The 15,287-nt window shown below is 33.5% G+C and carries 14 protein-coding genes; 7 read left to right on the forward strand and 7 right to left on the reverse strand.

What is annotated here, in order from left to right; all coding sequences use genetic code 11:
* Positions 1–22: 22 nt before the first annotated feature.
* The 4 genes from OEA66_RS04710 to OEA66_RS04725 form a co-directional block, all read right to left on the reverse strand.
* Complete coding sequence (locus OEA66_RS04710; RefSeq protein ID WP_267280295.1) at positions 23–2,011, reverse strand: KUP/HAK/KT family potassium transporter; 1,989 nt, start codon at positions 2,009–2,011, stop codon at positions 23–25.
* Positions 2,012–2,135: 124 nt separating this feature from the next.
* The gene (locus OEA66_RS04715) at positions 2,136–3,116 is read right to left on the reverse strand and encodes a pyruvate dehydrogenase complex E1 component subunit beta (RefSeq protein ID WP_267280296.1); all 981 of its coding nucleotides are present in this window, start codon (positions 3,114–3,116) and stop codon (positions 2,136–2,138) included.
* Positions 3,117–3,225: 109 nt separating this feature from the next.
* The gene (locus OEA66_RS04720; RefSeq protein ID WP_267280297.1) at positions 3,226–3,645 is read right to left on the reverse strand and encodes a DUF2147 domain-containing protein; all 420 of its coding nucleotides are present in this window, start codon (positions 3,643–3,645) and stop codon (positions 3,226–3,228) included.
* 146 nt (positions 3,646–3,791) lie between these two features.
* Positions 3,792–5,720, reverse strand: a complete 1,929-nt coding sequence (locus OEA66_RS04725; RefSeq protein ID WP_267280298.1) for an LTA synthase family protein — start codon at positions 5,718–5,720, stop codon at positions 3,792–3,794.
* A 167-nt stretch (positions 5,721–5,887) separates the two neighbouring features.
* On the opposite strand from OEA66_RS04725, the gene OEA66_RS04730 reads away from it, so the two are divergent.
* The 5 genes from OEA66_RS04730 (at position 5,888) to OEA66_RS04750 (ending at position 9,485) form a co-directional block, all read left to right on the forward strand.
* Positions 5,888–6,616 (forward strand): CDP-alcohol phosphatidyltransferase family protein, encoded by a 729-nt coding sequence (locus tag OEA66_RS04730; protein ID WP_267280299.1) that lies wholly within the window; start codon positions 5,888–5,890, stop codon positions 6,614–6,616.
* Between the two features lie 58 nt (positions 6,617–6,674).
* Entirely contained in the window at positions 6,675–7,439 is a 765-nt protein-coding gene (locus tag OEA66_RS04735) for a 3'-5' exonuclease (RefSeq protein ID WP_267280300.1), read from the forward strand.
* Positions 7,440–7,689: 250 nt separating this feature from the next.
* Complete coding sequence (locus tag OEA66_RS04740) at positions 7,690–8,091, forward strand: putative signal transducing protein (RefSeq protein ID WP_267280301.1); 402 nt, start codon at positions 7,690–7,692, stop codon at positions 8,089–8,091.
* Between the two features lie 289 nt (positions 8,092–8,380).
* The gene (locus tag OEA66_RS04745) at positions 8,381–8,986 is read left to right on the forward strand and encodes a fumarylacetoacetate hydrolase family protein (protein WP_267280302.1); all 606 of its coding nucleotides are present in this window, start codon (positions 8,381–8,383) and stop codon (positions 8,984–8,986) included.
* Positions 8,987–9,047: 61 nt separating this feature from the next.
* The gene (locus tag OEA66_RS04750) at positions 9,048–9,485 is read left to right on the forward strand and encodes a universal stress protein (protein ID WP_267280303.1); all 438 of its coding nucleotides are present in this window, start codon (positions 9,048–9,050) and stop codon (positions 9,483–9,485) included.
* A 78-nt stretch (positions 9,486–9,563) separates the two neighbouring features.
* Here OEA66_RS04750 and OEA66_RS04755 read toward each other — a convergent pair whose 3' ends face one another.
* Positions 9,564–9,797, reverse strand: a complete 234-nt coding sequence (locus OEA66_RS04755; protein WP_267280304.1) for a DUF6341 family protein — start codon at positions 9,795–9,797, stop codon at positions 9,564–9,566.
* A gap of 42 nt (positions 9,798–9,839) precedes the next feature.
* Between OEA66_RS04755 and OEA66_RS04760 the strand changes: the two genes are divergently transcribed.
* Entirely contained in the window at positions 9,840–10,745 is a 906-nt protein-coding gene (locus OEA66_RS04760) for a DUF6427 family protein (RefSeq protein WP_267280305.1), read from the forward strand.
* Between the two features lie 10 nt (positions 10,746–10,755).
* Positions 10,756–11,340: a DUF3109 family protein gene (locus OEA66_RS04765; protein ID WP_267280306.1), complete on the forward strand. Its 585-nt coding sequence runs from the start codon at positions 10,756–10,758 to the stop codon at positions 11,338–11,340.
* Between the two features lie 194 nt (positions 11,341–11,534).
* Here OEA66_RS04765 and OEA66_RS04770 read toward each other — a convergent pair whose 3' ends face one another.
* Together OEA66_RS04770 and OEA66_RS04775 are read right to left on the reverse strand one after the other, a co-directional pair.
* Positions 11,535–14,390, reverse strand: a complete 2,856-nt coding sequence (locus OEA66_RS04770) for a M16 family metallopeptidase (RefSeq protein ID WP_267280307.1) — start codon at positions 14,388–14,390, stop codon at positions 11,535–11,537.
* A gap of 156 nt (positions 14,391–14,546) precedes the next feature.
* Entirely contained in the window at positions 14,547–15,233 is a 687-nt protein-coding gene (locus tag OEA66_RS04775; protein WP_267280308.1) for a hypothetical protein, read from the reverse strand.
* Positions 15,234–15,287 lie beyond the last annotated feature (54 nt).

The raw sequence follows: 15,287 nt of genomic DNA on the forward strand, positions 1-15,287 counted from the left end.
TTTCAGTTAGAAGATTTAACTATTAGAAATTATGTCTTCTGAATTCTGCCTGTTGAATTTTACTGCTCGAAATCGTTTCTTCCGTTAATGGTGCCGATTCTACAACAACATTGTGAGAGGTAACTCCCCAAGATTTGAAGTCATCACTACCAATATACTTCACAAAATTATAAATATTTAACGTAATTTTTTGTTTTACCGTTAAAAGAATATCGTTGATATAGGTATTGTCTATGATGACATATTTCAGATCCGGCGGAACATTGTGTGCTCTCAAAGAAGGATGACTGCTTCGTGCAGGAATAGTACCTTCTGCCATTAAATCTTTTAGAACCATATTAAAATAATCATTAATCCTGCGGTCTACTTTAAATCCTAAAAGGAAATTGATTTTATAAATCGTTCCCGGCAAAATTTCATCAACACTGTATTTAAATGTATAAGGATCTTCTTGATTGACAATACTTAAAATAAAATAATGATCAGCTCTTTTAGGTTGCTTTTTAATAATCGAATAAATAATTTTCGATTCTATCTCATCATTACGCTTTGCACGGCTCAGATATGCAAGATTGGTACAGTATTTTGGAATTGTTTCATCCAACTTCATGTCTTTGATAATGTTTACGTATTTGTCGATTCTCACATAACTTGTAAAGTTAGATTTCAGCAACCTTCCGTTATACCAAGCATACATACAAACTGCAATAAATCCACCAAGAACCATTGTTAACCAACCGCCATCCATAAATTTGATGACGTTTGCGTAGAAAAATCCTGATTCCAAGAAGATATAAATTAGTGCAAAACCAATAATGAAAATTCTATTGACTCTGCTTCTGCTCAACCAGTATATTAATAAAATAGTGGTCATCAACATCGTAATGGTAATCGTCAAACCATAAGCGGCTTCCATTTTACCCGATTCTTTGAAGAAAATAACAACTCCAAAACACAAAGCCATCAATCCCCAGTTGATTCTTGGAATATACATCTGTCCTTTAATTCCTGAAGGATATTCTATATGCTGATTTGGCCAAAATGAAATTGACATTGCCTCGGAAAACATCGTAAATGAACCTGTAATCACTGCCTGACTTGCAATGATTGCGGCTAAAGTTGCCAAGATTACTCCCGGTAAAACTGCCCACTCCGGCATGATTCCAAAAAATGGATTAACCCCCGTAAATACTTGTTTATAATTAGTTAAAAGCCACGCACCCTGACCTAAATAATTTAGAATTAACATTAATTTAACAAAAATCCAGCTAACCCTGATATTTTTCGCACCGCAATGTCCAAGATCTGAATACAATGCTTCTGCACCTGTTGTACAAAGGAAAACGGCTCCCATAATAACGATTGCACTTGGCGAATGAGTGATCAGATTATACGCATACATTGGGTTGAATGCTTTTAGAATCTCAAAATGTTCTACAATATGCACTGAACCAAAAATTCCTAATGCCAAAAACCAAGTGACCATTATAGGTCCAAAAAATTTACCAATAGAAGCCGTACCAAATTGCTGAACGACAAATACTATAAATAAAATAAAAATGGTAATCATCACAACTGGTGTCTCAGGATTGTAGATTTTAAGCCCCTCAATTGCTGACATCACCGTAAGAGACGGCGTTATTACACTATCGGCGACCAAAGTTGATGCACCAATAATGGCGACTACATAGAGCCATTTCTTTTTGAGTTTTTTAACGAGAGAGTAAAGTGCTAAAATTCCACCTTCGCCTTTGTTATCAGCTTTTAATGCTATAATTACATACTTTACAGTAGTTTGCAGCGTTAGTGTCCAGATGATACATGAAATTGCACCTTCAATATAAGTATCGAAAGGCATTGTAGAGTCTTTACTTGCATTCACAATCGCTTTCATTACGTAAAGCGGTGAAGTACCAATATCACCGAAAACTATTCCGAGTGAAACGAGAACTCCCACAAATGAAAGTTTCTTGAGGTCTATATGATGACCTCCTTCTGTAACTTCTGCCATTTCAGCTTATTATTTTTAAAAGCGCAAATTTATATTAAATTAATGATGCTACGTCACATAAGTCATTTATTGTATAAATGAAAAAACTTCCTTTCGGAAGTTTTTCTCTATAATCGCTTAATAATTATTTAACGTACATCGCTTTTTTGATTTCCTCTTTTACTTTTTCAAGTTTCGGGAACCATTCTGCAAATAAAGCTGCTGAATAAGGAGCCGGTGCATCTGGAGTAGTAATTCTCTTGATCGGTGCATCCAAATAATCAAACGCTTTTTGCTGTACCATATAAGTAATTTCTGAAGATACAGAACCAAATGGCCAAGCTTCTTCTAAAATCACCAATCGGTTTGTTTTCTTCACTGAAGCCAAAACTGTATCGAAATCTAAAGGACGAACCGTTCTTAAATCGATTACTTCCACAGAAATACCTTCTTTAGCCATATCTTCAGCTGCCTGAAGAGCTAATTTCATAATTTTTCCGAAAGAAACTAAAGTTACATCTGTACCTTCTCTTTTGATATCAGCTTTTCCTATTGGCAAGTAATATTCTTCTTCAGGAACTTCCATTTTATCTCCGTACATCTGTTCAGATTCCATGAAAATTACCGGATCGTTATCCTGAATAGCTGTTTTTAATAATCCTTTCGCATCGTAAGGATTTGAAGGAACCACAACTTTAAGACCCGGAATATTAGCGTACCAGTTTTCGAAAGCCTGAGAATGCGTTGCTCCCAACTGACCTGCAGAAGCTGTAGGACCACGGAAAACAATCGGACAATTCCACTGACCACCACTCATCTGACGGATTTTTGCAGCGTTGTTGATAATCTGATCGATACCAACAAGGGCAAAGTTGAACGTCATATATTCTACAATTGGTCTGTTACCATTCATTGCAGCACCCACAGCAATCCCTGTAAAACCAAGTTCTGCAATAGGTGTATCGATTACACGTTTAGCACCAAACTCGTCCAACATTCCTTTAGAAGCTTTGTACGCACCATTATATTCTGCTACTTCTTCTCCCATTAGAAAAATGGATTCGTCTTTACGCATTTCCTCGCTCATTGCCTGCGCAATCACTTCACGAAAAGTATATTCTGCCATATTTATTTGAAAAATTTAGAGTACAAAAATAGTAATTATTTATTATTTACATAACAAAAAAGACAACTCATTGCTGAGTTGCCCTATATTTAATATTATTTTAAACCGATTAGTTGACTTTCTGCCAAACTTGTGTTCTTCCCAAAATAGAAACTCCCATATAACCTCTTACATTCAGTTTATCACCACTTCTTGTGATGGTACATTTATAAGTTTTACCAGTTTTAGGATCTGTAATTGTACCTCCGGTAAATTCATCACCATCTTTTGCCAAACCTCTGATGATTTCCAAGCCTAAAATTGGTTTGCCTTTTCTGTCATCTTTACAGCTTGTACAGTTAGGATCTGCAGGTTTTATCAACAATTGAGAAACTTTACCGTAATATTTACCGTCTGATTTTTTATAAATTTCTACAATAGATTTTGCTTGTTTTGTTTCGTCATCTATGGTTTTCCATTTTCCTTCAATTTGCGCAAATGACATCACGCTGAATAGTGAAAGTACAAATGTTGCTAATAATTTTTTCATATTATTTTAGTTTAATTTTTATTTATAGATTGTTTAAATGTTGATTAGTTAAAAATATAAATAAATTTCAAACACACAAACATTTTTATTATCCTTTGCATATATAACAATAGAGAGACCAATTTTAAAAATTAAACATTATAAAATTAATTCAGTTTTCTGTTGATTACACGACTCATATAATCCTGATACCAAGCCTTTGCAATTTGTTTACCTTTCTCGGTTTCCAGAGTTTTTAATTTATCATTGAGATTGTTTTCAAAACCTAAATCATTTTTATCATAAATTCCAGTAATGTTTTTACCGTCAAACCTGTAAATATAATTCCCATAAATAAACTGTTCTGAGGTTCCATCTGAGTTTACGATCAAAGGTTCGTACTTTTTTTCGCTTACCAGACTTCTTCCCCAACTTCTAATTTTTTTGTTATATCCAATTAAATCTGCCAAAGTAGGATAAATATCAATCTGCTGAGCCAATTCATTATTGACGCCTTTCAACTGATACGCTGGATTCGGGGAATAAAAAACCAAAGGAACAGCAAATCTGTTCATTGCTTTTTCGTATTCAGAATAATATACCTGATTGGTATGATCTCCTGTAAATACGAAAATGGTATTTTTAAACCAGGGTTGTTTTTTTGCAGTTTCAAAATATTTTTTAATCGCATAATCGGTGTACTGCATCGGTTCATGCATTTCAATGTTACCTTTTTTGAATTTCCCATTATATTTTTCAGGAATTTTAAAAGGGTGATGCGAAGAAGCGGTAAAAACTGTTGCCATAAAAGGTTTCGTATTCCCTATATTTTTTGCAAAATATTGAAGAAACGGCTCGTCCCAAATCGCCCACATCCCATCGAAATCCTGATCTTCATGATACTCATCTTTTCCAAAATAATGTTTGAAGCCTAAGATATTTCCGAATCCTAAAAAACCCATCGAACCATTAGGTGCACCGTGATAAAACGACGTATCATAACCTAAATCATTACAAACCGAAACAATCGACTGAATTTTTTGGTTTGAATAAGGTGAACTTGTAAAAGCATCCGTCAAACTCGGAATTCCCGCCAAAATACTGCTCATTCCGTGAATAGATTGTCTTCCATTGGCAAATGTATTAGGAAAAATAAGACTTTCATTAGCCAAACTATCTATAAATGGTGTGTAAGATACATAGTCTTTAATCTTTTTATCTTTATTAAAAGCTCCTGAATATTCTCTTCCAAAAGATTCCACAATAAAAATCACAATATTGGGTTTATCATGAATTTGTCTATCGTATGTTTTGTAAGTATTGATATTTTCATCAATAAATTTCTGATCAACGAACTGAACCTCCTTGAAGTTATTACTTCCCAATGTTCTGAAAAAAGAAAAAGTAGAATTCAGGACAATATTTCCCTGAAGCGGAGTTTTCACAAACTTGTTAGCATCCACCAAATTAATTGGTCTTGTACTGTGTTTAAAATCACCTCTGATTCCACCAACAATTAAAACTGCAGAAATACATAAAGTTACGATAGACCAAATAAAATAAGGAACCAGTTTTACAGGCTTTTTATATTTAATTTTAAATCGTTTATAAAGAAAAACCCAGGCAACCATTAAGAATACGAACCAAATAATCACAATAGGATGCTCTTTGGTGGAAACAGTAAAGACTTTCAAAATATTGGTTTCGTGTTTTGCCACCTGAAATGCCGCTGAAGTCAATCTCGCCTGAGAAAATTTATAATAAATAAAATCTCCGAAATTCATCATGTAAGCAATTCCGTTGGTAATAAAATACAGCCAAATTAGGAATTTCTGATATCCACTTTTTGCATTAATAACAATTGGAATTAAACTTAAAAAGATAAACAAAACGTTCACGTAAAGAATCGCCGTCAAATCAAAAGCAATCCCATGATAAGCCAAACTTAGATAATCTGAAATGCTGTCTACTTTTATTAAATCTTTATTGAAAAACCAAAACAAAAGTCTTGCAATCTGATAAAAAACAAAAGCCAAGAAAATCCTGTAGCACAGAACAAGGATTTCTTCTTTTCTGAATTCTTTGAAAAATTTCATTCGTATATACTTGTCTTTAAAGATGAAACGTTATCAACCAACACTTTACTTTAAAATTTTGACCGATAATAAATTTGCTACGCAAATTTACGTTAAATTCATAGGATTGTAATTTTTAGTTCATATTAATTAAGGTTAAAATTTTTAAAAAATGTAATTTTGCTGCTATGAATTTCATAAAGAACAATCTGGCAAATGCCATTACTTTGGGAAACCTTTTTTCGGGTTGCGTTGGTGCTTTACATTTGATTTTAGGCGATCATCAGACAACTGCAATCTGCATCATTTTATCTTTAGTTTTAGATTTTTTTGACGGATTTGTAGCAAGAGCTTTAAAAGCCAATTCCAATTTGGGAACTCAGCTCGATTCTTTGGCAGATATGGTAAGTTTCGGAGTAATTCCTGGATTGGCAATGTTTAAAATGCTTGAACCATTCGGAAATGAAGTTTTAGGATTACAACTTCCTTTCGCAATTAAATATTTTGGATTTCTAATTACGCTTTTTTCTTGTTTAAGACTGGCTATTTTTAATCTGGATGAGGATCAGAAATATTATTTTAAAGGTTTGAATACACCTTCAAATACTATTTTAATTTTTGGAATTTATTTATTAACAACTCCTTATTTTCCATTTGAAAATTATGCATTTGATAAAAATTCAACATCAGTTTTAATCTTATTAGTAACAACTATTTTAAGCTCATGGTTATTAATCAGTCCAATAAAAATGATTGCGATGAAATTCAAATCGATGAAACTGCAGGATAATTATCCGAAATTGGCCTTATTAATTGGTGCAATTCTTATTTTAATCATATTTGATTATGTTGGAATCCCTTTGATAATTATTTATTATATCTTAATTTCACTTATCTTCCAAAAACAATTAAATTAAAAAACTGACAGTTTTACAATTTCAAATTAACACATTCTCAAATTTTCAAATTAATAAAATGAACTTAAAACTATACAAACCACTTTGCGTTTTCGATCTTGAAACTACAGGAACCAATGTTGGAAAAGACCGAATTGTAGAAATCTGTATTTTAAAAGTAAATCCTGACTCATCTAGAGAAAGCAAAACCTGGAGAGTAAATCCTGAAATGCCGATTCCGGTTTCGTCGAGTGAGATTCATGGAATTTATGATGAAGACATTAAAGATGCGCCGACTTTTAAAGAAATTGCTCCGAAAATTGTTGAAATGATTACAGGAACAGACTTGGGAGGGTTTAATTCAAACCGATTCGATGTTCCTTTATTGGCAGAAGAGTTGCTTCGTGCAGATTTCGATTTTGATTTAAGTAAATTCAAATTAGTCGATGCACAAACAATTTTCCATAAAAAAGAACCAAGAAACTTGGGTGCAGCCTATCAATTTTATTGTGGGAAAACTTTAGAAAATGCCCATTCTGCTGAAGCTGATGTTTTGGCAACATTTGAAGTTTTGGATGCTCAAGTTGGAAAATACGATGATATTTCTAATGAAATTGCTGAACTAAGTGAATTTTCAACTCAGAATAAATTTGCTGATTTAGCCGGAATGATTCATTATAATGCAAAAAATCAGGAAATTTTTGCTTTCGGAAAATATAAAGGACAAGTTGTGAAAGAAGTTTTTCAAAAAGATTTGGGATATTTCGGATGGCTGCAAAACGCAGATTTCCCTTTGTACACGAAAAAAGTTTTTACTAAAATTCAGCTTTCCAGTAAGTTTTAGAACTTCTTTTGAAATTTCGTAAATTAAACTGACGCTCTGAAAAATTCAAACATTAAGATTATTAAGTTTGTAAGGAAAATATTAAAGCGAAGATCTTTTTAGATTTAATAGATAAATTCATTAAGCAGTACGCTTAAATCAATTTATCGATTCTTAAAAACTCTTAACCCTTTAATGTTCTTAATGTTTTGTAAACCTATAATCATTCCATTTTGAGGAACGGAATTTGAAGTAACCATTAAAAAAAAGGATGAGCAATTTAGTTAAGTTTAAATTTTATGAAACTGCACTTGAAGCCAATCGAGACAAGCAGATTCTTGCCGAAAACGAAATCAACAGTTTCATAGCAAACGAACAATTGATTCAATCTGATTGGTTGCTTTCCCAAGCTGTTGGTGGAATCCAGTTGCAGGTTTTCGAAGATGATTTTGATAATGCTGAAAAAATCTTAACTGATTATCAGGAAAATGAAAAGTTTGCTCTTGAAGTAGAGCATACCATCGAACATCCGAAGTTTGATTTTGTGTGTCCGAAATGCGGCTCAAATCACATCTACAAAGACGACAGATCAACAAGTTTCTTTGGAATTTCTTTATTGTCAAGCGATAAATATGTTTGTTACTATTGTGAGAATGAATTTACTCACGAATAAGCATTTTTTCACTCGTCAGGAATCTCAAAAGTCTTGATATCCTTTTAAGATGACAAAATAAGATTAAACGTGTAATTTTTAAAGGAAGACTGAAATTCTAGCCCCGATCGCAACGGCATCCTTTTTTGGGACAGACGTAGCAAAGCGGAGACTTTCCCAAAAAAGATACAGTGAAGAGCGGGAATAAGCTCCTAAAATATAAATAATTAGTAATGAGAAGTAAAAAGATTGCTTTACCTCGACAAACTCAGTAAAAGCTCAATTTGCTTCTCGCAATGATAAATAAATTATGAAAATAATCTGCATAGGAAGAAATTACAGCGAACACGCAAAGGAATTGGGAAATGCTATTCCTGACAAACCTGTAATTTTTATGAAACCCGATACGGCGGTTTTGAAAGGAAATGATTTTTACATTCCTGAATTTTCGAATGATGTACATTATGAACTTGAAGTTGTTGTGAAAATTTCTAAAGGCGGAAAATACATTCAGAAAGGATCTGCAAGCAAACATTACGAAGAAATAGGTTTGGGAATTGATTTTACAGCAAGAGATCTTCAGAGCGAATTAAAATCTAAAGGTCTTCCTTGGGAATTGGCGAAAGGTTTTGACGGTTCGGCTGTTGTAGGAAATTTCTTCAAAAAAGAAAATTACAATCTTGAATCTCTGAATTTTTCTTTATTAAAAAATAAGGAAAAAGTTCAGAATGGAAACTCAAAAGATATGATTTTCACGATTGATGATATTATTGCTTTTGTTTCCCAATATTTTACATTGAGAGTCGGAGATTTGATTTTCACAGGAACTCCGGAAGGCGTTGGAAAGGTTTCTGAAAACGATGTTTTGGAAGCATATCTTGAAGGCGAAAAAGTCTTGGATATAAGAATTATGTAAGAATATCATTGGAGAATGGTCTGTTTTTTTCATATCTTTAAGAAGACTTAAATTACAAATTATGATAAACATTATTTTACCCGTCGATTTTGGAGAAAAAACAGATCAGCTTGTAGATGGAGCCGTAAAATTTGCAAAAGAAGTAAATGGAAAAATTTGCCTTATTCACGTTGCACCAACAGATATTGGTTTTGCAATCGGTGATATGGGATATCAGTATTTTCCGGAGATTGAAGAAAACGAAATCAGAGAAGAATTGGTTCTTTTAAATAAAATCAACCAAAGAATTCTTGCTCAGGATGTAGAATGTGAACATATTTTAAAACAAGGTATCGCAAAAGATATTATCTTAGAATATTCTGATCTAAAAAGTGCGAGCTACATTGTAATGGGTTCTCACGGAAGAAGCGGCATTTACGATGTTTTCGTAGGCAGCTTAACGAAAGGATTGACAAAAGACTCCAAAGTTCCTGTGTTGGTTCTTCCTATTCACGAATAAAAGTAAAATTAGTTTTAACTAAAATTAAAAAAGACCGATCAAAAAATTTGACCGGTCTTTTTCTATATAACCAATTAATTAACCTTCTTTTTTATAGATCGCAGGATCGTAGTAAGGATTTTTTCCTTCTGTTGGAGAATAATATTCTTTGTCTTTATTGTTCCCAAGAGTTGCTACCAAAACATAGCACCAATAAGTAAATAATACACAACAAACTGCGAATAAAACCCAGTTTAGTACGTTTCCGAAAATATCGTAGAAACCGAATGCCCATTTGAATGCATCACTTAAGAATAGAAAGAAAGACGTCATTATTTTCCTTTTTTAAATTAACTTTGCACAAATTTATAAAAAATGTTTAGATTACTTTCAAAAGAAAGCAATATTTTTTCAATTCCGGTTTATATTGGTTTTCTTCTTTTAATTGTAATATTATTTAACATACTGAATTTCAATACTTATGAAGGAATAATTACAGGAATTACTTTTGTAGGAATTGCGCTTGGATATTTCTGTTTTAATGCAATTGCGTTGAATTACAATACACATTTGCCTCTTTTTCTCTATACATTTTTTGTTTTCGGATTATATGATGGAAATCTTGACCTCGGAATTGCAGTTGCGATTCTCACCAATTCTTTTCTTTTGCTGCTTTTAACGAGTACAGATGAAGATTTAAGGAAAAAATCTTATGTTTTGGTAGGCTCTATTGTTGCTTTAAATTTTATATTTCTTCCGACAACCTGGCCAATGATGTGTTTTGTATTAATTCATCTAATTGTAACTTCTGAAAGAGTTGGCTTAAATATTTTCAGATTTCTTTTGGGAATTGCGATGATTGCATTGAGTTATTTCTCAGTAATGTTTTTCTTTCAGTTTTATTCCTGGAATACTGATTATATTCCTTTCGGAAAGATGAAAATGGTGACCGATTACACCGAATTAATTCCATTGATTCCGATTATTTTGATGCTGATTTATGCAATTTATGATCACTTTAAGCATTATAATAAGAAAAGCCCTGTAAGTAGATATAAATACACTTTTCTGTTGGTTTTTTCTTTGGCACAGCTCATCAGTATTATTCTTTATATGGATAAAAGTTATGAATATCTTTTGCTTCTTGCTTTTCCATCGACGATTATTTTAAGCCGTATGATGAAGTTTCTACCTAAATATTGGATGCAGGAAGCAAGTGTTTGGTTAACCATTATAAGTTTAATTGTTTTTAAAGCAGGAACCCATTTCAATTTATTTTAAAAAAAAGATTATGATTCAAATAGACGATAAATTAATTTCTGAAGATATTTTTTCTGAAGAATTTGTTTGTAACCTTACCAAATGTAAAGGTGCATGTTGTGTGGAAGGTGACGTAGGAGCTCCTTTGGATAAAGACGAACTGGTGATTTTGGATAATATTTATGAAAAGATTAAACCTTATCTTACTGAAGCCGGAATTAAAGCATTAGACGAACAGGGAACCTGGATAACCGATCCGATGGACGGAATGTACGTTACTCCAATGATTGAAAATGCAGAATGCGCTTATGTTACTTTCGACGAAAGGGGCATAACAAAATGTGGAATTGAAAAGGCTTACGAAGACGGGGCGGTTGATTGGCAAAAACCTATTTCTTGTCATTTATACCCAATCAGAATTACAGAATACTCAACTTTTTCTGCTCTAAATTATCATGAATGGAATGTTTGCAGCGATGCATGTACTTTAGGAAAAGAATTGCAGGTTCCTGTGTATAAGTTCCTGAAAACTCCGCTTACGAGAAAGTATGGCGAAGATTTTTACACGACTTTAAGCGATGTTGCAGAGGAGTGGAAAAAAGAATATGGGAAATAGTTGATGGTTGATAGATTTTTTGCAAAATAGATTAAGACCTTTTCTTTTTTTATATTTAAATCAAGTCTCGAAGGGAAGATTTTCTAAAGAAAGGTTGCAATCCTATTAATCAATTCCAAACCATTGAAAATAATAAAAACAAACGACCGCAGGAAATTCCTGCGGTCGTTTTAAATATATAGAATCGACTAAGATTATTTTACTGCGGTAGCTTTTACAGCTGTAGCACCTTCTTTTTTGGGAGCAGCAGCTTCCCATCCGTCTTCAGGCATTAAAGTAGCAATAACTCTGTTTTTTGTAAGATATTTCTTGGCAGCATCTTGCAAATCTTTTACAGTAAGTGCTTTTACTTTACTCTCATAATTCAGGATTTCGTATTTATCGCTTCCATCCAACTGATTTTTAGAAATAGCGCTCATCCAATAAGAGTTGTCTTTGATGTCTGTTTTATAGTCATTCATCTCACCTTCTTTGTACTTATCAAGATCTTTTTGCTCAGGGCCTTTATCAATTAACTTCTGAAGTTCTGCAATTGCACTTTTTGTCAATTTGTCAGCATTTTCCGGTCCACAAGGGAAACTTAAACTGAAAGAATAACTTCCATAAGGAACTTTCCCGATATAGCCTCTTGCTCCACCACCATAGATTCCGCTTTCGTCTTCTCTTAGTTTCTCGATAACTTTGATTGTAGCAACTTCACCTAGAGCTGAAAGTGCCAAAGCCTCTTTCTCATTATAAGGAGTTTCTCCTGAGTAAACGATTTGCACCATACTCTTCGGGTCTTTACCTTTTTTGTACACTTTGGTGTGATCACCTGTAATTCCTCTGTATCCTGTATCTTTAAAGTTTGTAGTTTTTCCTGTAGTAGGTAAACTTGCGATATACTGTAAAACTTCATTTTTAAATTTAGCTTCATCAATATTTCCTACAAAATAGAAGTGGAAGTTTCCTGCATTGGCAAATTTCTCTTTATAGATATCGTACGCTTTTTTATAATCAGTTGCTGCCCAATCTTTCTCCAACGGAAGAATACCGATGAATCTAGGATTTTTCTGATTCGTAAACTTAGCGTGCTCACTGGCAAAATAAGTCTGAGGATTGGATAAAATATTATCCAACATTGCAGACTGCTTTACTTTGTAAGCATTAAATGCTTCAGGGCTGTAATTTAAACCTGTAAAATAAGCATACATCAACTCCATTGCAGTTCCTAAATCTTTTTGATTGGTTCTACCAGACACGCCTTCCAAAGTACCGCTGATGTAAGGATTTACGCTCACTTGTTTTCCGGCTAAATAATTGGTAAGATCAGCTTTTGAAGCACCTGCAACTCCCGCTTCTGTAAGAGCCTGATAAGCAAACTGTGTTTTGTTGTAATCAGCATCATTCAATAATGAATTTCCTCCTAAACTTCTTGCTGAGAATACAATTTCATCATCTTTGAAATCAGTCTTTTTAAAAGTAACTTTTGCACCGTTACTTAGAGTCCATGTTGTAGTTCCTAGTTTAGCATCGGTTTCGGTTTTAGCAATTTTCCCTTCAGATTTAAAAGGTTTTACTAAATTTTTGATCGTAGCTTTTTCTTCGTAAGGTTTAAGATCAGCTAATTTTACATCATCAAAAGTTTTTAGAACTAAAGCTTCTGTAGGCATTTTTACATTGTCTTTTTTAGGACCTGTAATCACGATTACTCTACTGTCGTCTTTCACCATTTTCTTGATTACCTCATTCGTCTGAGCTAAAGTAATAGTTGGCAAAAACTTCTTCGTATCTTCATATTCCCAGGCAATTCCCGGCATTGGTTCCTGCTCCAGGAAATTTCTAACATATTCGTCTACCAACATATCGCTTTCAGTTTTGTCGCGGTTATTGTAAGACCTTTCCATATTAGACATGATCTGAGATTTTGCTCTGTCTAATTCACCCTGTGTGAAGCCGAATCTTTTTGCTCTTTCCGTTTCTTCCAATAGAACTTTCAATGCGCTGATCTGATTTCCTTCTTTTACCATTGCAAATCCCTGGAAAGCTTCTTTGGTTCTTGCATATGTTCCACCATGATAAACAGAACCAAATGTAAACGGAGGATTGTTTGAATTTACCAATTCTCTCAATCTGTTGTTTAGCATTGTGGTAGAAATGTTCTCAATCAAACTTTGATTGTACTGCTCTACCGTAACATCCGGCTGATAAGAATCTGCATCTTTCATGATAAACTGAACCATAGAATTGGTTGCATCAGGATCAGTCTCAATAGCTACCAAAGTTTCCTTGTGATTTGGAAGATCAAAAGTTTTTCTTTCTCTTGGCTTAGAAGGATTTTTATATTTGCTGAAATTATCTTTAATTTTCTTTTCAACCTCATCTACGTTAATGTCTCCTACTACAACCAATGCCATCAAATCTGGTCTATACCAATCTTTATGAAATTGTCTGATAACATCGGGCTTAAAGTTCTCAAGAACTTCTTTTGTACCGATTGGTAATCTGTTTGCGTACTGAGATTTGTGTAATAATTTAGGTAAATATTTATCCGACATTCTTTTGTCTGCACCTAAACCTAATCTTAATTCTTCTAAAACAACCCCTCTCTCTTTGTTGATTTGAGCATCAGTTAATGTTGCGTTGAATGCCCAGTCTTCCATTACTTTAAGACCAGAATCAAAATTACCCGGCTTGTCTAAAGGAACAGGAAGCATGTAAACAGTTTCGTCAAAACTTGTATAAGCATTAAGGTGCTGTCCGAATTTTACTCCGATGGATTGTAGATAATCTACCAGTTTATTATCCGGGAAATTTTTGGTTCCGTTGAAGTTCATGTGCTCCATAAAGTGAGCAAGACCTCTTTGGTTTTCGTCTTCAAGGATTGAGCCTGCGTTGATAGCCAGCCTGAAGTCTACTTTTTTCTCAGGTAATGTATTTTTTTTGATGTAGTATTTCATTCCGTTTGGAAGAGTACCCGTTCTTACAGAAGGATCCATTGGGATGTTCTGTGCGAAAGCCATAGACGACATTAATACAAGAGCCGCTACTGACAATAGAATTTTTTTCATACGATTTGATTTTAAATCTTTTCTCAGAGATAAAATTAAATATTTATCACAAACCCAAGAAATTTAATCACTATTAATTTAGTTAAACTTGCGTTAAAGTTTTTAAAAATAAAAAAACCGGTCAAAAACCGGTTTTTATTATCTATCTAATAAAGATTATTTGAAATCTATGTCAGTAACACCAGAATTAATGGTAACCTTTGTGGTTTTAATAGCCACTTTTTGTCCGTTTCCTTCAGCTTCAATATCACCCGGAAACTTGATTCCGTCTACCGTAAGATAAGATTTTATGATGGCATCACCCATTCCTGAGTTTGATTTATACAAAAGACCTGTAGCGGTATCAAAGTAGAATTTACCTTTATCTGAAGACAAAACGTTGTAGTCTTTACCATCAATTTTTTCTACGGTAACTTCTTTGAAATTGGCTGCATCATATCCTAATGCATCCACGGTTCTCGCTTTTTTCAATTCGGGAATTGCAGATGCAGGAAAGTCACTTTTGGTTCCCATCTGATTAATGTATCCCTTATCACCATCAAACATCTGAACAACTTCCTGCCCCATTACAGACTGTACAGATTTGAATTTGTTACCCATTTTCTTAGTATTCATAGAAATTTCCATTCCTTGAACAGACATTGTATTTTCTGTAATCGTCGTTTTCACAGATTCCAGTTTTGCTTTTCCGCCAAGAGCGTCGATGTATTTATCAATAACCTGCTTTGGTGACAGTTGAGATTTTACTGCAGATGTAGGCGCTGCCGTTGCAGTCTGTGCATTTACATTGGCAGAAGACATTAATACTATTGCGCAAAAAAACGGAATGATGATCTTTTTCATATTAAAATATTTATTTGTTTAAAGTTTTGTGAAACCGTATTTACTTTTTGGTTT

Source organism: Chryseobacterium luquanense (genome assembly GCF_026460945.1).
Taxonomy (GTDB): Bacteria; Bacteroidota; Bacteroidia; order Flavobacteriales; family Weeksellaceae; genus Chryseobacterium; species Chryseobacterium luquanense.